The sequence below is a fragment of the Actinoplanes sp. NPDC026670 genome (assembly GCF_040638175.1).
Taxonomy (GTDB): domain Bacteria; phylum Actinomycetota; class Actinomycetes; order Mycobacteriales; family Micromonosporaceae; genus Actinoplanes.
Window position 1 is genome coordinate 32,877 of record NZ_JBEZXU010000026.1, and the last position, 17,710, is coordinate 50,586.

Below are 17,710 nucleotides of genomic sequence, written 5' to 3' on the forward strand. Positions count from 1 at the left end.
CGTTTCCGTCGATCCGAAGACGCAGCCCCCACCACCTGCTACCGCCAGCCGTCGCCCACCACGGAAATACAGACCCCGAAAGCCACCTGAGCGACGGCCGACGGACTTGGGTCGGCCCGCAACAACGCCAGCCGTCGCCCACCACGGGAATACGGATCGCGAAAGCCACGTGAGCGACGGCCGACGGACTTGGGTCGGCCCGCAACAACGCCAGCCGTCGCCCACCACGGGAATGCGGGCCGCGAAAGCCACGTGAGCGACGGCTGGCGGTCTGTGGCGGGTGCGAACAGCCGGCAGGTGTTGTCGGCGAGGGCGGTGGCCGTACCGGAAAGGGGATCTTGACCTTGGGAAGCGGACCGTAAGAGGCTCGACCGCGTGAAGCGCTTACTTCCGGCCGCGTCAGCGGCTGCGGCGATCTTTCTCGTCGCTCTGTGTCTGCGGCCGGCGATCACCGCGGTGGGGCCGCTGCTTCCGCAGATCAGTGCCGATGTCGGGCTCGGTGAGGCGGCGCAGGGGCTGCTCGGTGCGCTGCCGTTGCTGGCGTTCGCGCTGGTGTCGCCGCAGGTGCACCGGCTGTCCGGGCGGGTCGGGATGGAACGCGCGGTGCTGCTGGCGCTGCTGGTGCTGGCCGGGGGAACCGTGGCGCGGTCGTATACGGGCACGGCGGGCCTGTGGGCCGGCACCGTCGTGATCGGATGTGCAATCGCGGTCGGCAACGTGCTGGTGCCGGCGATCGTGAAGCGTGACTTCGCGTCGAACGTGTCGCGGGCGACCGGGTTCTACACGGCGTTCATCACGGTCGCGGCGAGCACCGCGTCGGCGGTGGCGGTTCCGATCGCGGACGCCGTCGACTGGCGGCTGTCGCTGGCCGTCTGGGCATTGCTGGCGCTGGTGGTGGCGCTGGCGTGGGCGCCGCGGGCGCGTCCGGCGCCGACGGTCGAGGAGAGTCTGCCGGGTGTCGGCGCGGCGGTGTGGCGGCAGCCGCGGGCGTGGTTGATCACGGCGTTCATGGGTTTGCAGAGCACCTGCTTCTACGTCCTGGTGACCTGGCTGCCGACGATCGAGATCAGTCATGGTGTGTCGCAGCGGACGGCTGGTCTGCACCTGTTCCTGTTCCAGGGGATGGGCATTCTGGGTGGTCTGGCGGTTCCGTTGCTGCTGCGTGATCCGGCGACCCGGGCGCTGGGCGCGGTCGCGGCGAGCCTGCCGGTCGTGGTGGCGATGGCCGGGCTGCTGGCGCTGCCGGGGCTGGCGGTGCTGTGGGCGGCGGTCGCCGGGCTGGGTCAGGGCGCGTCGCTGGTGGCCGCGCTGACGCTGATCAGTTTCGGCGGCCGTACGCAGTCGGAGACGACCCGGCTGTCCGGCATGGCGCAGTCGTTCGGTTATCTGCTGGCGGCCGCGGGCCCGGTGGCGGCGGGTGTGCTGGCCGAACGGACCGGCGCCTGGGAGGCTACCCTCGTCATGATCATCGGGCTGGGCGTGTTGCAGGCGGCGGCGGGCGTGGCCGCCGGGCGGAAGGGGTCCTGATGCGTGCTCTGGTGCTGACCGGCCCGGGAAAGGCCGAGGTCAGGCAGGTTCCGGATCCGGTCGCGGGACCGGGTCAGGTGGTCGTCGAGGTGGCCCGGGCCGGGGTCTGCGGCACCGATGTGGAGCTGTTCACCGGCGAGATGAGCTACCTGCACAGTGGCGTGTCGTCGTATCCGCTGCGTCCCGGGCACGAGTGGTCGGGAACCGTCCGGGAGCTCGGTCCGGGAGTGGACCCGAGCTGGCTGGGCCGGCGCGTCACCGGGGACACGATGATCGGGTGCGGTCATTGCCGGCGCTGCAACCAGGGCCGCCACCACGTCTGCCCGGACCGGCACGAGCTGGGCATCCGGGACGGCCTGGCCGGTGCGCTGGCCGAGCGGCTGGTGTTCCCGGCGGCCTACCTGCACGCTCTGCCGGACGGCGTGGACGCCACCGCGGGCGCGCTCGTCGAACCGGCCGGCAACGCCCAGCGCTGTGTCGACGCGTCCGCCCTGTCCGCCGGGGAGCGGCTGCTGGTCCTCGGCACCGGCACGATCGGGCTGCTCACCGCGATGCTGGCGCGGGCCCGCGGCATCGAGGTGCATCTGCTCGGGCAGGAGCTGGAGTTCGCCCGTTCGCTGGGTTTCGCCGACGTGTGGACCCGGGAGTCGCTGCCGTCGCCGCCGTGGGACGCGGTCGTCGACGCCACCAACGCGCCGTCGATGCCGGGCCTCGCCGTGGAGCTCGTCGAACCGGGCCGGCGGCTGATCTATATCGGACTGTCCGGCACGCCGAGCACGATCGACACCCGTGATGTGGTGCTCAAGGACGTGACCGTCGTCGGGATCCTCGGCGCGTCGGCGGGGCTGGCGCCGGCGATCGCCGCGTTCGCGTCCGGGTCGGTCGACCCGCGTCCGCTGGTGGCCGCCACGGTCTCCCTCGAGGAGGCCGCCGACGTGCTGACCGGGCGCCGCCCACGGTCGTCCGGCGCCGGTCCCAAGGTGCTGATCAACCCTGTGGGCGCCGTGTCAGAGGCGTGACAGCGGGCTGTCAGCGCCGCCCGCGAACCTTCCGGGCATGAGTGATTCCGCGATCGAAGTCGCCGGCCTGCGCAAGGCCTACGGGACCAGGGTCGTGCTCGACGGCATCGATCTGCATGTCCCGTCCGGCACGATCTTCTCCCTTCTCGGCCCGAACGGGGCCGGCAAGACCACCACGGTCAACATCCTCACCACCCTGATCCGGGCCGATGCCGGTTCGGTCCGGGTGGCCGGTCGAGATCTGATCAAAAACGCCAGGGAGGTACGGGCACGCATCGGCGTGACAGGCCAGTTCGCCGCGGTGGACGACCTGTTGACCGGGCAGGAGAACCTGCAGCTGATGGTGGATCTGAAGCGCGCCGACAGCGCCGTCGTGGCCGGGCTTCTGGAGCGGTTCGACCTGACCGCGGCCGCACAGAAGCAGGTCGCCACCTACTCCGGCGGGATGCGCCGCAAACTCGACCTGGCGATGACTCTGGTCGGCGCCCCGGAGATCATCTTCCTGGACGAGCCGACCACCGGCCTGGACCCGCGCAGCCGCCGGACGATGTGGGACATCATCCGGGATCTGGTGGCCGGCGGGGTGACGATCTTCCTCACCACCCAGTACCTGGAGGAGGCCGACCAGCTCGCCGACCGGATCGCGGTCCTCGACCAGGGCCGCCTGGTCGCCCAGGGCACACCGGCCGAACTGAAGCGGCAGATCCCGGGCAGTCACGTCCGGCTCCGGTTCGCCGACCCGGCGTCGGCCTCGTCCGCGGCGTCGGCGCTTCCCGGTGCGACCCGCGACGAGGACGGCGTGACCCTGCGGGTTCCCGGTGACGGCGGCACCGCCTCGCTGCGGGACCTGCTGAACCGGCTCGACGAGCACGGCACCCACGCCGAGGAGCTGTCCGTGCACACCCCCGACCTCGACGACGTCTTCCTGGCCCTGACCGGCCGTTCCCACCACGCCGAGGAGGCGAGCACCCGATGAGCGACTCGACGATCATGCTGCGCCGCAACTTCAAGCACACACTGCGGAACCCGGCCGCGGTGTTCAACTCCGTCCTGTTCCCGATCGTGATCATGGTGATGTTCGTCTACGTGATAGGTGGGGCGTTCGACGTCGGCGTCGACTACGTGGACTACGCGACGCCGGGCATGATCCTGCTGGCCGTCTGCTATGGACTCAGCGCCACCGCGACGGCGGTGAACTCGGACATGACCAAGGGCATCATCAACCGGTTCAAGGTCATGGACGTCTCCCGGGGCGCGGTGCTGACCGGCCACGTCGTGGCGAGCATGCTGAACAACGTGATCGCGATCGCGGCGATCATCGGGGTGGCGTTCGCGCTCGGCTTCCGCTCGCCGGCCGGGCTCACCGGGTGGCTCGGGGTGATCGGGCTGGCGCTGCTGCTCAGTTTCTCGGTCGGCTGGTTCACGGTCGCGCTCGGGCTGTCCGCGAAGTCGCCGGAGACCGCCGGGCTGGGTTCGGTGCCGCTGGTCATGCTGCCGTTCTTCAGCAGCGCGATCGTCCCGGCCGAGAAGATGGGCACCGGCGTCGAGCAGTTCGCCGAGTACCAGCCGTTCACGCCGATCATCGAGGCGCTGCGGTCGCTGCTGGCCGGCACGCCCGACACCGGCGCGCTGATCACGTCGCTGGCCTGGTGCGCGGGGATCGCCCTGCTCGGGTACGTGTGGGCGATCCGCACCTTCAACCGGCGAGCGTGACGCCGGCTCTGTCAACCGGCCAGCGTGACGCCGGCTCTGTCAACCGGCCAGCGTGACGTCGGCCAGCTCCTGCCAGCCGGCGGTTGCGCCGTCCTTCGCCGCCTCGGTGAACTCCGGTTCGCCGAGGCGGTGGCGTGCGGTCTGCTCGATCCGGGCGGCGTCCGGGTGCGAACGATCAGGCAGGCCGCGGACCGCGTTGGCCGCCGCCAGCAATCGGACCGCACGCCCGGGATCGTCCCCACGCAACGCCAGGTCGGCCACACCGACGAGCACCCGGGCGATCAGCGTCGGATGTCCCGCCTCGGTCGCCGCCCGCAGGGCCGCCAGCCGGTGCGCCCGCGACCCGTCGAGATCGTCGGCCAGGTAGCCGAGCAGGTCGTGGGTGCTCGCCCGGATGTTCGGCCAGTCCGCCTCGTCACCGAGCAGCGCGGTCCCGGCGTCGACCTGCCGGTACGCCTCGGCCCGGTCACCGGCCCAGCGGGCCAGCTCCGCCTTGACGAACGCCAGCTCGGCCAGCGCGCCCGGCCAGGTGACCCCCTCGGCGAGCCGTTGCGCCTCGGCGAGGGCGGCGGCGCTCGCCTCCCGGTCACCGGACAGCCAGCACAGCTGCGCCTGCCGGCCCCGCCGCCGGATCACGTCCTCGGCCGAGCCGACCTCCATCAGCACCTCGGCCGCCTGCTCGTAGCTGTCGCACGCCGCACCGAACTCACCCCGGGTGGCGAACCGCTCAGCCAGCTCACTCAGCGCGAACGAGATCCCGAACCGCTCCCCCAGCAGCCGGAACTCGGCCAGCGCCGACTCCAGGTAGTCGTCCGCCGCACGGCCGCCGTGCCCGAGGACGATCCGCATCTTCCCCAGATGCAGCCGGGCCAGGGCACGCGCCCACGGGTCGTCGTCGGCCAGCATCGGCTCGAACGCGGACAGCGCGGCGCCCGGCTCGCGCAGCAGGCGTTCCAGCGGAACCACGAACCCGATCAGCGGATGCGAGCCGTCGACCCCGCGACTGAACCGGTACGCCTGATGGATCCACTCGGCGGCCTGGTGCTCGTCGCCCAGGCCGGAGTTCACGTAGAGGCTCATCAGCGCGTACACCGTGGCCCGGACCGGATCGGGCACCTCGCCAGGCATCGACAGGGCGGCGGCGATCAGCTCGTTGCCCTCGGTCTTGTGCCCGCTCAGCCACCAGTACCACCCGGCGCCGGCGGCGAGCCGCATCGCCGCCCCGGTCTCACCGGCGGCCAGCGCGCCCCGCATCGCCGTGCCGATGTTGTCGTGGTCGGCCTCCAGCCGGGCCAGCCATTCCAGCTGGTCGGCGCGGCGCAGCCGGGGTTCGGCGGTCTCGGCCAGCTCGGTGAAGTACGCCAGGTGCGCCCGACGAGCCGCCCCGGTCTGCCCGGCTTCGGCGAGGCGCTGCCCCGCGTACTCCCGGATCGTGCCGAGCATCCGGTAGCGCGGCACGTCCCCGCCCACCGTGACCAGCAGCGATTTCTCGGTCAGCGAGGTGAGCACGTCGAGGCCGGCGCCCACGTGTTCGGCCGCCTCCAGGCTCGCCCCACCGGCGAACACCGACAGCCGGCACAGGGCGGTCCGCTCGTCGGCGGTGAGCAGATCCCAGCTCCAGTCGACGACGGCACGCAACGTCCGGTGCCGGGGCAGGGCGGTGCGACTGCCGCCGGTGAGCAGCCGGAACCGGTCGTCGAGCCGGTGCGCGAGCTGGTCGAGGGTCATCGTGCGCAGCCGGGCGGCGGCCAGCTCGATCGCCAGCGGCATGCCGTCCAGCGCCCGGCAGACCCGGGCCAGCGTCGCCGGATCACCGTCGCCGGGCCGCCCGACCGCGGCCGCCCGGTCCCGCAGCAGCCGAACCGCCGACACCTGATCCAGCGGCTCGACATGCCACAGCGTCTCACCGGTGATACCGAGCGGCTCCCGGCTCGTCGCCATGATCCGCAGACGGTCGCACTCGCCGAGCACCCGGTGCGCGAACTCCGCCGCCTGCTCGATCACATGCTCACAGTTGTCCAGGATCAGCAGCATCTCCCGGTCACGGACGGCCGCGATGATCCGATCGGTCACATCGGCGTTCGGCGACGCGCCGAGCAGCGCGTCCCGCAGCCCCAGCCCGGTGACGGTCGCCTGAGCCACATCACCGCCGGCGCCGAGAGGAGCCAGTTCGACAAGCCAGACCCCACTGTCAAAATCTCCGACGAGGGTACGGCCGGACTCGGCGGCCAATCGTGTCTTCCCCGTCCCGCCCGGCCCGATCAGCGTGGTGAGCCGATTCCCGGTGACCAGCCCCCGAACCGCCTCGACGTCGGCTTCCTTTCCGACATAGCTGGTCAGCTCGGCCCGCAGATTGGTCCGGCGGGTCTCCGCCCGGCCGCCGGCATCCCCGCGCAGCAGAGCGACATGCAGCTCAGCCAGCTCGGCCGACGGGTCGACACCCAGCTCGGCAGCGAGCGCCTCCCGGGTCCGCTGATAGACCCGAAGCGCCTCACTCCCGCGCCCGGCGGTCACCAGTGCCCGCATGAGAGCCGCCACCAGCCGTTCCCGGAGCGGATGCTCGGCCACCAGCCCACTCAACTCCACGACAAGATCCCCGCCGGTCCCGACGCCGTGCCCGGATCCACCTGCCGCGCGGTCACCCGGCCCGCCGCCCAGATCAGCCCCGCCAGCCCCTGCATCTGAACCGGCGCCGCCGAGCCCTGCATCTGAATCGGCGCCGCCGAGCCCTGCGCCTGAACCGGCGCCGCCGAGCCCTGCGCCTGAGCTGGCGCCGCCGAGCCCGGAACCGGCCGGGTCGAGGCGGAACTCGGCCTCGAATCGCTCCTCCAGAGCGGTCAGCCGCAGCTCGGCCAGGCGCACGACCGGTGCGCTGTCGGGTAGTTCCAGGTCCTGGAGCGCGGCACCCCGCCACAGACCGACGGCCTCGCGCAGCAACCGCAGCCGCTCCGGGTCGTCCGGCGGGCAGGCCCGGCCCGCGGCGAGCAGCCGCTCGAACCGCACCGCGTCGACCGCGCCCGGCTCGACAGCCAGCCGGTACCCGTCGGGCAGCCCCTCGATCACCCCGTCGGGCAGCAGTCTGCGCAGCCGGGACACCAGGCGGTGCAGCGCGTTCGTGGCTTCGGCGGGCGGGTTCTCGCCCCAGATCCGGTCGACGAGCGCCGCTTTCGGGACCGCCCGGCCGGGTTCGAGAGCGAGCACGGCCAGCAGCCCGCGCAGCCGCGCGCCAGGCACGTCAGCGAGGACGCCCGCATCCGTGCGAACCTCGAACGGCCCCAGGATCCCGATCTGCACCCGCCGATTTTGTCATGGGCCCGTCAGGTACCGAATGTCCCTGACCACCTCGGAGAATCCGACCGGCCCGAGCCCCTCCAGACCGGTCACCCTCCCGAAGCTCTTCGGCGCGTCGGGCTCCTGCCAGTGGTAGCCGGGCGAGTAGTTGATCTCCACGGTCGCCCCTCCTGGGAAGTCACGCACCAGCGAATGATGGCCGTCGGAGAACCGCCACCCCCGCGCGCTGAGCACGAAGAGCCGCCGCCCCGAGACCGGCTGCCCGGCGAACGACTCGACGTCCACCTCGGACCGCCCGGTCAGCTCCCGGCCGACCTGCGGGAACGGCTGAATGATCGCGTAGTCGGCGAACAGCGCCGCCCACGCCTCCCGATCAGCGGTGAAATGCCACGGGTGGGCCACCCCGACGGTGCCGCCCGCCGGCAGTGTCCACTGTTTGTCGTCGAGATCCGCGAACGACCGGTCCTCGGCCACCCGGAAGACGGTCGTCTCCGAGTCTTCGAACGCCACCCACAACAGGCGCTGCGTCAACTGCCAGGTCAGCGGATGGTCGATCAGGTACCGGCGGAAATCCTCGGGCGTCCAGCGGCGGCCGGTGACCATGGCTGCCTCGATGGACCGGACCCGTTCGGTCCCGACGGTCTTCGCCTCCTTCTTCATCTCGGCGAACCGTCGCTGGGCGGCGGCTGAGACGTCATCGGCGGGCTTGGGCAGCCGGGTCAGGCGACGCCCGGTCTCGTCGGCGATCCACGGCTGCAGTTGCTCGTCGAAGCCGACGGTGAACCGGCGCGGACCGTAGTCGAGCTCGGTCCGCCCATCGGCGTCGAGCCCGAAGTCGGGCAGGATCCGGTCGGCGAGCTCCTCGGGCCGCAGCCCACGGGACTGGGCGACGGTGGCCAGCCGGTCGGCGGCCGTCCGGCGGGCGACCGACGTCTTCGCGGTGCGGCTGAGCCGGTCGAGCTGGGTGAGCGCGCCATCGGTGCCGATCGCCGCGAACACGTCCATGGCGGCTCGCACCCGGCTGCTGACCGACGACCACTCGGGAAGGAACCCGGCCAGCGCCCGAACCGTGCCGTCGTCACCGAACGCCGCCAGCGCCGTCATGGCCAGCGTGTTCTTCGGTGGGTACTCGGCGGCCCGCCACTGCTCGAAGATCTCCCACGCGAACCCGGCGAAGTCCCCGAGCGGCCGCACCCGGTCGATCTCGGGTTTGAGCGCCCCGACCCGCGAGGCGGCCAGCAGCTGGCACAGCCGCCGCACGTCCTCCGGGGACAGCGGCCCGGCCGGCAGGCGTGCGGGCACGAGCCAGTCCGGCAGTCCGACCGCACGGGCCGGCCGGGGAAGCACCCCACCCGCGGTTCCGGACCCGGACATCGCCGGGCCCGGCGTCGCAGAGCCCGGCCCCGTGGATCCCGGCGTCGCAGAGCCAGGCAGCGCGGATCCCGGCGTCACAGAGCCCGGCAGCGCGGATCCGGGCAGCGCCGAACCTGGTGCTGCGAAACCCGGCAGCGGGCCGGTGATGGCCAGCACGCGGGCCTGATCAGCCGGTTCGAGTGTGGACAGCGCGGCCGGAAAGCGCAGCACGTGGTCGCGCATCAGCTCGGACACCGCCGGATCGGTGTCACGCGACGCGAACACGCGCATCGCACGCTCCGGCGCCCGTTTCGCCGCGGCCAGCAGCGCCTGCCGGAAATACTTCTGCTCCACCCGGTCCAGCACCAGGCCGAACGCCTCCTCGGTCGGGATCGCGGCCAGCGCGCCGATCGCCCGTTTCCGGTCGTCAGCGCTGTCGAAGGCACTCGGCCGGTCACAGAGCGCGGCCCAGTCACGCCCGACCGCCCCCGAGGCCACGGCTGGGCCGAGGTCCGGCCGGTCGAGGCGGATCATGCCGGCCAGGTCGCGGGAGACGGCGTCGTCGCGCTCGTCGAGCATCCGCAACGCCCGGACCGGATAGCGTTTCAGCGCCCCGGACTTGAACAACCGGCCCGGCCGGATCGACCGGCCGTCGAGGGTCTCCCGCAACAGGATCCGCATCGCCTCGTCGTCGGGCGTCGCCGCCATGATCCGGATCGCCGCCTCGCCGAGCCGCTCCCGGTGCTCCCAGGCGTCGTCCTGCAAGCGGAACAGATTGCGGTAGAACGGCTCGGCGAGACTGGCGGCGGCGGACGGGCCGATCCCGTCGAGAACGGTGGCGACCGCCCCGACGTCGCGGTAGCCGAGCATCGCGTCGGTGATCACGAGACGCAACCGGTCCAGATGCTCGACCCGGCTCGCGGACAGCACCAGCGCACCCCGCAGGTGCCGGTGGTCGGCCCACTCCCACTCCTCCGGGCCCTCGCCCCAGCCGCCGGCCGCCGCGCAGTCCTCATCGACCCAGTCGACCCGGGTCGGCATCAGGTAGGACGACAGGATCCGCCCAGCCGGCCAACTGCGGAACCCGGCGAGGATCGGGTCGACGTCGTCGGGCACGACCGCGAGATGCCGCCGCACCGACCGGGCCGCCGCCCAGGCGCGCTTGAAGTCGTCGCCGCGCCACAACCGCTCGAACTCCCCGCTCCGGGATCGCCACAGCGCGCCCGAGTCGACCAGCCGGAACGCCTCCCCGACCGCCTGGACCACGAACGGGACCCCGGACCGCGTGACCCACCCGTCGACGAGGGACCCGTCACCCGTCGTCAGAACCGCGACCGCGGCCCCGAGCGGGGTGTCGTCGGCGGTGGCGAGCAGGCCCTCGTCATATTCGACGAGACGGCCCATGATCCGGTCACGGCGGGTCCGCACCTTGTCGGGCTCTGGCGCCACCACCACCTGTGGCACCGGGCGACCGCCACGGCGCGGATGGAGCCCGTGCCACCAGTCCTCCGGAAGCCCCCACGTGCCCTCGTCCACGATCATGCGGCCACCCTAGTGACCCGGTACGACAAGATGACGTTCGTGCAGCTCTCGGTCGTGATCGCCCAGGTCCCCACGGTGTGGGACGTCGAAACCAACCTGGCCACCGTGCGGGACGTCCTGGCGGAGACCCGTCCGGGCGAGGTGGTGGTGTTCCCGGAAGGCATGCTCTCCGGGTACGCCGAGGACCTCACACCACTGCGGACGCTGGACCCGGACCGGGTGCGCAAGGCTGTCGCCACGCTGGCCGCCACCGTCGACCGGCACGTGTTCCTCGGCTCCCTCTATCCGGCCGGGACGGGCTGGTGCAACGCCGCCGTCCTGCTCGCCCCCGGCCGTGAGCCACGGATCTACCGCAAGATCAACCTGGCGATGAACGAACGTGACCACCTGACGCCGGGCGACCGCCTGCCCACGTTCGAGATCGGCGGAGTGACCGCAGGGGTGCAGCTCTGCCGCGAGATCCGTTTCCCGGAACAGTGGCAGCATCTGGCCGCCGAGGGCGCGCGTTTCATCGCCTATCTGACCAACGCCGCCAATCCGCGCGAGCCGGCCGGGGTCTGGCGCAGTCATCTGATCAGCCGGGCCGCCGAGAATCAGCGTTTCGTCCTGGCCGCCAACATCCCCGACCCGCACCAGCACTGCCCCAGCATGATCGTCTCGCCGCGCGGCGAGGTGCTCGCCGAGTTGCCGACGGGCCGTTCGGGAATCCTTCGGCACACGATCGACCCGGCGGATTCCGGCACCTGGTACCTCGACCAGCGCCGGCAGGACGTCGTGGGCCTGACATACCACGGCAGCGATAACCCAGCTGGCATGACACATTGGCATTCGCAAATGCAACAGGTCCCCGAGAATCTCAGGAAACCCCCGAGGAACCCGGAGACCCCCCATGATCCGGAAACGCATAGCCCTGGCCACCGCGGCCGCGACAGCCATCGCCGGCGCCCTGATCGCCGTGGTGACGACGGCCGGACCGGCCAGCGCCGCGACCATCTCCCAGCCGCTGCGCACCATGGTCGCCAATCTGCCGGTCGCCACCGAGGTGCGCACCGGTTACGACCGCGACCTGTTCAACCATTGGATCGACGCCGACGGCGACGGCTGCAACACCCGCTACGAGGTGCTGATCGCCGAGGCCACCACGACTCCGAGCGTCGGTTCCGGATGCGCGCTCAGCGGCGGGCAATGGCTGTCCTATTACGACGGCGCCACCTGGACCGACCCCTCCGACCTGGATATCGACCACATGGTCGCGCTGGCCGAGTCGTGGGATTCCGGTTCCCGGAACTGGACGGCCGCCCAGCGTGAGGCGTACGCCAATGATCTGGGCGACGCCCGCGCCCTGGTCGCGGTGACCGACAACGTGAACCAGTCGAAAAGCGACCAGGACCCGGCCGAATGGGTGCCGTCGGTGACCAGCGTCCGGTGCCGTTACATCACCGAATGGACCGCGGTGAAGACCCGCTGGGCATTGACGGTGGACACCGCCGAGAAGAGCGCCCTGACGACCTATGCGGCCGCGTGCACGAACAGCACGGTGACCGTGGTGACGGCAATCGGATCCGGCACCACGACATCACCCACGACGTCGCCCACGGCCTCGCCGACGGCCACCGGCGGATCGTGCGCCGGCACCAATGCCACCGACGTCACGATTCCCGACGCCGGTTCCGCGGTGACGAGCACCATCACCATTTCCGGCTGCACGAAGACGACTCCGTCGACGACCTCCACCGCCTATGTGGAAATCATCCATCCGTTCCGCGGCGACATCTCGATCTACCTTTACGCCCCCGACAACACCTACTACATTCTCAAATCCGCGAGCAGCACCGACAGTGCCGCCAACATCACCGCGACCTACACCGCGAACCTGTCCGCCGAAACCACGAACGGCGCCTGGCGCCTCAGCGTGCGAGACAACTACTCCGGCGACACCGGCTACCTGAACACCTGGACCTTGACCCTTTAAACAATTTGGTACGGCCACGAAGAGCACCCTGGCTACACCGCGACGCGAGCCGGCCCGTCCGGGCCGACCCGCGACCGCCGGGCCGAATGCGTCCCTCACCGACAAACCCCACACCGCCATCCCAGACGTGCCCGATCCCAGCAACGGCCATCCCCCCACCCACCACCCGCTTCCCGCCACTCGCCGCCCACCACCCGCCACCCACTGCCCCACCACCCGCCGCGCGCCGCCCACCACCCGCTTTCCACGACCCGCCGCGCGCCGCCCACTACCCGCTTCCCGCCACTCGCCGCCCACCACCCACTGCCCCACCACCCGCCACTCGCCGCCCGCTTTCCACCACCCGCCGCGCGCCGCCCACCACCCGCTTCCCGCCACTCCCACCCGCCGCCCACCACCCGCTTCCCGCCACTCCCACCCGCCGCTCACCACCCACAGCCCGCCGCCCACAGCCCACAGCCTGCCGCCTGCCGCCTGCCGCCTGCCGCCTGCCGCCTGCCGCCTGCCGCCTGCCGCCTGCCGCCTGCGGATCTTGCACGAATATTCACCCTCGTGCGGATCTTGCAGCCCTTTCCACGTCCCGACCGGAAGAAAGCTGCAAGGTCTCCCCGGCGCACTGGACCTTGCACGAAAAACCACACCCAGACATGAACAACCGTGCAAGATCGCTGCCAACGTGGAGAACCGAGCAAGATCTACGAGGTCGACCGCGGACGAATGCACAGCGAATGCGACATTCCCGGCCTCGGTCCGGCGCCTCGGTCCGGTGCCTCGGTCCGGCGCCTCGGTCCGGTGCCTCGGTCGCATGCATGACCGGTGTGACAGCCCGCCGGCTGGATGGGCGCCCGTCGCAGGCGTGCTGCGACATCGGTGAAGTGCCGGACATCGGTGAAGTGTCGGGTTAACGGTGAGGTGTCGGGGTAACGGTGAGGGCCGGATTCAGCCCGGCGGCCGCGGTTCGGTCGTGCGCCGGGAATATGTCGCGGGGGCGCCACGGGGCTTTCGTAGGTCGTACTCGATCAGGGTTTTGAATAGATCAGGCAATCGTGGGGCGCGCCGGAATCCGGATTCCGGCAATGGTCGCGGATTCGGTTCTCGTAGCGGAAGCCGGCGCCGCCGGCGACCGACTGGGAGGCGGTGTTGGCCGGGTCGATCTCCAGCCAGACCCGGCGCAGACCGCCCGCCGAGAGGCTCCATGAAGTCAGGAATCGCAGGCCGAGGGTCGCGTAACCGTGGCGGCGATGCGGCGGCGGAACCCAGTAGGCGAGTTCGGCGGTGTCGCCGGGTTCGCGCATGAGACCGAAAGCGGCCAGCAGGACGCTGCCGTCGACCAGGGCGAAGGAGGTCTGGTCGCCGGACCAGGCGTGGAGGGCCTCGCGGGCCTGGGCAGGCGTGTAGGGGCCGGCCGGATACGGGCCCCAGACCGCCCGGCCGGTCTCCGTCGCGGTGGCCTCGACCAGCAGCGACGCGTCGTCGGGAGTGAGAGTGCGCAGCCGGAGACCGGGAGCGATCTCGGCGTCGAGCGGCGGCACGGTCATCGGTCCACCGTGCCAGACCGGCGTGGTGGATGGGTCAGGGCAGCGGGCGGCGGCCGGCGAAGCCGAGGTCGGCCCGGTGGTACCAGGTGATGTCCGGGTCGCCTTCCAGCCAGCAGAGCAGCACCGGGACGTCGTCGAGGGTGGCCGGGAAGTCGACCAGCAGCGGGGCGACGCCCTTGAGTTCGGCGCCGGTCTCCTGGACCGAGGTCATCAGCTCGTTGAGGCGGGCCTCGGCGGCTTTGCGCTCGGGAAGGCCGCCGAGCGGGGTGGGCGAGCCGCCCGGAGTGAGGGCGGCGGAGAGTTCCACCAGGTCGGCCCGGACGGTGACGATCTCGTCGAGGACCGGGCGGAGGCGGGTCAGCTCGGCGCGGGCCTCGGGCAGTGTGAACAACCCCATGTCGCAGAGTCTGCCAAATGTGCTGATCGGGCCCGGCGGAAGGCCGCCGGGCCCGATCAGGAGGGGATGTCAGACCGTGAGGGTCCAGCTGTTGATGGTGCCGGTGTCGGACGAGTAGACGTCCTGGACCGACAGCTTCCAGGCGCCGTCGGCGGCCTCGCCGGACAGGTTCGCGGTGTAGGTGGTGTTGACGTTGTCGGTGCTGTCCGAGCTGCTGCTGGCCTTCAGGCTGTAGCTGGTGCCGTCCGGCGCGACCAGGGCGATCACCAGGTCACCGCGGTAGGTGTGGGTGATGTTCACCGCGACCGTGGAGGCCGAGGAGGCCGAGCGGCCGCAGCCGGAGATGGTGATCGTGCTGGTCACCGCGGATCCGGCGTCGGGGATGCTGGTGGCGGTGGAGTTGGTGCCGGTGCAGCCGGTCGGGGTCGGCGTGGTGGTGCCGCCGGTGCCGACCTGGAGCAGCAGGTTCGGCGAGCCGGTGCCGGCGCTGGTGACCTTGCCGCTGACGGCGGCGCTGGTCAGGGCCGAGGCCACCTGGGCGGGGGTGTAGGACGGGTTGGCCTGGAGGATCAGGGCGGCCGCGCCCGCCACGTGCGGGGTGGCCATCGAGGTGCCGCTGATCGTGCTGGTGGCCGAGGTGCTGGTGTACCAGGCCGAGGTGATCGACGAGCCGGGCGCGAAGATGTCCAGCGTGCTGCCGTAGTTGGAGTAGCTGGCGCGGGCGTCGGTGCTGGTGGTGGCGCCGACGGTGATCGCCGAGGCGACCCGGGCCGGGGAGTAGCTGGACGCGTTGGCGTTGTCGTTGCCGGCCGCGACGGCGTAGGTGACGCCGGCCGCGATCGAGTTGGACACCGCGGTGTCGAGGGTGCTGCTGGCGCTGCCGCCGAGGCTCATGTTGGCGACCGCCGGCTTGATGGCGTTGCTGGTCACCCAGTTGATGCCGGAGATGACGCCGGCCGTGGTGCCGCTGCCCTCACAGTCGAGGACCCGGACACCGACCAGCTGGACGGCCTTGGCCACACCGTAGGTGGTGCCGCCGACGGTGCCGGCGACGTGCGTGCCGTGGCCGTTGCAGTCGGTGGCGTTGCTGTCGCTGTCGACGAAGTCGTAGCCGCTGACCGCGCGCCCGCCGAACTGGGTGTGCGTGGTCAGGATGCCGGTGTCGATGATGTACGCGTGCACCCCCGAAGCCGTGTTCGGGTAGGTGTAGGTGGTCGACAGCGGCAGGCTGGCCTGGTCGATGCGGTCGATGCCCCAGGTCGCGTTGGTCTGCGTGTCGGCGAGCCGGATGATCTGGTTCTGCTCGACGTAGGCGACCTTCGAGTTCGCGGCCAGTCGCTTGGCCTGCGTCTCGGTGAGGGTGGCCTCGTACCCGTTGACGGCCTTGCCGAAGCTGCGCTTGACCGCGCCGCCGTAGGACTTGGTGATCCCGGACTCGGTGGCGCCGTCCTTGAGGACCACGATGTAGCTGCCTGCGATGGCGTCGGCCGAACCGGCTTCACGGATGGTCCCGGTCGGTTCGGCGGCCAGCGCCGGGGTGATGGCGCTCAGGCTCAAGCCCAGCGCGAGGGCGGCCACGCCGGCTGACTTGCGGTGGAGTCTCACGTCCCCTGATCCCTTTCGGTAGGAGCCGTCGCCCCCAACGGCTTGCTTCCCGACGGACGCTACTGATCGGTAGATCGAAATAGGTAGATCGCAGGTGAGTCCTCAGGTCGTGATATGCCCGCACATTCCGGCCGAACGGCACAAGCGGGGTTTCCCTTGCGCACCCCGCTACCCTCGGCGCGTGGAGAGGTCGTTCCCGGAGACACTGGCACAACTGCTCAAGGCCCGCTTTCCGGTGCTCTATCTGGAGACGTACGAGGAGCAGCGGGCCCTGCACAAGATCGGTTCGGTGGCCGGCCACCCGGATCTGGTCCGGGTGCCTCGCCAGGTGTGGTCGTGGACGCGTACCGGCGGTCTGATCCAGCCGGACGGCACGGCCCGCACCGGCACCCAGCGGGCCACCGACGCGCTGCGGGCGGCCCAGCGGATCGACGAGCCGGCCGTGCTGGTCTTCCGTGACCTGCACCCGGGCTTCGCCGACCCGGAGACGGTCCGGCTGCTGCGCGACGTGGCCGAGGCGTTCCGCAGCGGCCGGCACCCGCGCACCCTGATCCTCATGTCGCCGGTCCTGGACCTGCCGCCCGAGCTGGCCAAGGACGTCACCATCGTGGACTTCCCGCTGCCCGGGGCGGCCGAACGACGGGCCCTGCTGGACGCGATGATCAGGTCGAACACGGCCGGCGGGCGGCTGCGGGTGGATCTCGACGAGGCCGGGCTGGAACGGTTCGCCACGGCGGCGGCCGGCCTCACCATGCAGGAGGCGGAGAACGCGTACGCGCGAGCCATGGTGAGCGGCCCGGTCCTGGACGCGAGCGCGCTGGACGTCATCCATGACGAGAAGCGGCAGACCGTACGCAAATCGGGTCTTCTGGAATTCGTCTCGTCGGACCTCGGCCTGGACGATGTCGGCGGCCTCGCGAAGCTGAAGTCCTGGCTGGTCAAACGCAACGGTTCGTGGCTGGCCGACGCCGCCGACTACGGGCTGCCGGCCCCGCGCGGGGTGCTGATCACCGGCGTCCCGGGCTGCGGCAAGTCGCTGACCGCGAAGGCGATGGCCGCCGCCTGGAACCTGCCGCTGCTGCGGTTCGACGTCGGCAAGGTCTTCGCCGGACTGGTCGGATCGAGCGAGCACAACATGCGCACCGCACTGCGGACCGCCGAGGCCCTGGCCCCGTGCGTGCTCTGGATCGACGAGATCGAGAAGGGGTTCGCCGGGTCGGCGGGCGGCGACTCGGGCACCGGCGCCCGGGTGTTCGGCACGTTCCTGACCTGGCTCCAGGAGAAGCAGCTGCCGGTGTTCGTGACCGCGACCGCGAACGACTTCCACGGCCTGCCGTCGGAGTTGCTCCGCAAAGGACGGTTCGACGAGACGTTCTTCGTCGACCTGCCGACCCGCACCGAACGGGCCGCGGTCTGGCGGGTCCATCTGCGGCGGGCGCTGAGCCATCCGCGCGCCGCCGGGGCCCTGCCGCTCACCGACGGCCTGCTGACCGAGTTGGCCGGGCTCACCGACGGCTACGCGGGCGCCGAGATCGAGCAGGCGGTGACCGTGGCGCTGTTCGACGCGTTCTCCGAGCGGCGGCCGCTGGGCCGCGACGACCTGGTGCGTGCGGTGATGAGCATCGTCCCGCTCAGCGTCACCCAGGCCGAACGCGTCGGCGCGCTCCGCGACTGGGCGCGCAATCGGGCGGTTTCCGCGACCGGCAACGACGACTGGGACCTCACCGAGCGATAGGGTATGACCCACCACACG

The 17,710-nt window shown here is 71.3% G+C and carries 11 protein-coding genes and 1 pseudogene; 7 read left to right on the plus strand and 5 right to left on the minus strand.

Annotation, left to right across the window (positions count from 1 at the left end):
* Window positions 1-375 precede the first annotated feature (375 nt).
* The 4 genes from AB0E94_RS24880 to AB0E94_RS24895 are packed head-to-tail and all read left to right on the plus strand — an operon-like array spanning window position 376 to window position 4,259.
* A complete protein-coding gene (locus AB0E94_RS24880) occupies window positions 376-1,527 on the plus strand; it encodes an MFS transporter (protein WP_360329992.1) in 1,152 nt (383 codons plus the stop codon).
* Window positions 1,527-2,546, plus strand: a complete 1,020-nt coding sequence (locus AB0E94_RS24885; RefSeq protein WP_360329995.1) for an alcohol dehydrogenase catalytic domain-containing protein — start codon at window positions 1,527-1,529, stop codon at window positions 2,544-2,546. Before AB0E94_RS24880 ends, AB0E94_RS24885 begins: the two co-directional genes overlap by 1 nt.
* A gap of 37 nt (window positions 2,547-2,583) precedes the next feature.
* Entirely contained in the window at window positions 2,584-3,522 is a 939-nt protein-coding gene (locus tag AB0E94_RS24890) for an ATP-binding cassette domain-containing protein (protein ID WP_360329998.1), read from the plus strand.
* A complete protein-coding gene (locus AB0E94_RS24895; protein ID WP_360330000.1) occupies window positions 3,519-4,259 on the plus strand; it encodes an ABC transporter permease in 741 nt (246 codons plus the stop codon). Before AB0E94_RS24890 ends, AB0E94_RS24895 begins: the two co-directional genes overlap by 4 nt.
* A 39-nt stretch (window positions 4,260-4,298) precedes the next feature.
* Here AB0E94_RS24895 and AB0E94_RS24900 read toward each other — a convergent pair whose 3' ends face one another.
* Window positions 4,299-7,553, minus strand: coding sequence for a BTAD domain-containing putative transcriptional regulator (locus AB0E94_RS24900; RefSeq protein WP_360330003.1), 3,255 nt, complete (start codon window positions 7,551-7,553; stop codon window positions 4,299-4,301).
* Between the two features lie 12 nt (window positions 7,554-7,565).
* Window positions 7,566-10,445, minus strand: coding sequence for a DUF4132 domain-containing protein (locus AB0E94_RS24905; protein ID WP_360330006.1), 2,880 nt, complete (start codon window positions 10,443-10,445; stop codon window positions 7,566-7,568).
* Window positions 10,446-10,475: 30 nt separating this feature from the next.
* Here AB0E94_RS24905 and AB0E94_RS24910 point away from each other — a divergent pair.
* Both AB0E94_RS24910 and AB0E94_RS24915 read left to right on the plus strand, forming a co-directional pair.
* A pseudogene (locus AB0E94_RS24910) lies at window positions 10,476-11,132 on the plus strand (carbon-nitrogen hydrolase family protein); the annotation flags it as partial.
* Between the two features lie 202 nt (window positions 11,133-11,334).
* Window positions 11,335-12,417, plus strand: a complete 1,083-nt coding sequence (locus AB0E94_RS24915) for a proprotein convertase P-domain-containing protein (RefSeq protein WP_360330009.1) — start codon at window positions 11,335-11,337, stop codon at window positions 12,415-12,417.
* A gap of 1,019 nt (window positions 12,418-13,436) precedes the next feature.
* Here the strand turns inward: AB0E94_RS24915 and AB0E94_RS24920 are convergent.
* The 3 genes from AB0E94_RS24920 to AB0E94_RS24930 form a co-directional block, all read right to left on the minus strand.
* A complete protein-coding gene (locus tag AB0E94_RS24920) occupies window positions 13,437-13,955 on the minus strand; it encodes a GNAT family N-acetyltransferase (RefSeq protein WP_360330012.1) in 519 nt (172 codons plus the stop codon).
* 34 nt (window positions 13,956-13,989) lie between these two features.
* The gene (locus AB0E94_RS24925) at window positions 13,990-14,352 is read right to left on the minus strand and encodes a DUF2203 domain-containing protein (RefSeq protein WP_360330015.1); all 363 of its coding nucleotides are present in this window, start codon (window positions 14,350-14,352) and stop codon (window positions 13,990-13,992) included.
* A gap of 69 nt (window positions 14,353-14,421) precedes the next feature.
* Entirely contained in the window at window positions 14,422-15,957 is a 1,536-nt protein-coding gene (locus AB0E94_RS24930; RefSeq protein WP_360330018.1) for a S8 family serine peptidase, read from the minus strand.
* A gap of 181 nt (window positions 15,958-16,138) precedes the next feature.
* Here AB0E94_RS24930 and AB0E94_RS24935 point away from each other — a divergent pair, with 181 nt between their 5' ends.
* Window positions 16,139-17,692 carry an AAA family ATPase gene (locus AB0E94_RS24935; protein ID WP_360330021.1) on the plus strand — a complete coding sequence of 518 codons (1,554 nt, stop codon included), beginning with the start codon at window positions 16,139-16,141 and terminating at the stop codon, window positions 17,690-17,692.
* The last annotated feature ends 18 nt before the right edge of the window (window positions 17,693-17,710 follow it).

What these genes read in the sequence shown, in the direction of transcription:
- AB0E94_RS24885 (WP_360329995.1), top strand. Translation starts at nt 1,527, where the DNA reads ATGCGTGCTCTGGTGCTGACCGGCCCGGGAAAGGCCGAGGTCAGGCAG.
- AB0E94_RS24890 (WP_360329998.1), top strand. Translation starts at nt 2,584, where the DNA reads ATGAGTGATTCCGCGATCGAAGTCGCCGGCCTGCGCAAGGCCTACGGG.
- AB0E94_RS24895 (WP_360330000.1), top strand. Translation starts at nt 3,519, where the DNA reads ATGAGCGACTCGACGATCATGCTGCGCCGCAACTTCAAGCACACACTG.
- AB0E94_RS24905 (WP_360330006.1), bottom strand. Translation starts at nt 10,445, where the DNA reads ATGATCGTGGACGAGGGCACGTGGGGGCTTCCGGAGGACTGGTGGCAC.
- AB0E94_RS24915 (WP_360330009.1), top strand. Translation starts at nt 11,335, where the DNA reads ATGATCCGGAAACGCATAGCCCTGGCCACCGCGGCCGCGACAGCCATC.
- AB0E94_RS24920 (WP_360330012.1), bottom strand. Translation starts at nt 13,955, where the DNA reads ATGACCGTGCCGCCGCTCGACGCCGAGATCGCTCCCGGTCTCCGGCTG.
- AB0E94_RS24925 (WP_360330015.1), bottom strand. Translation starts at nt 14,352, where the DNA reads ATGGGGTTGTTCACACTGCCCGAGGCCCGCGCCGAGCTGACCCGCCTC.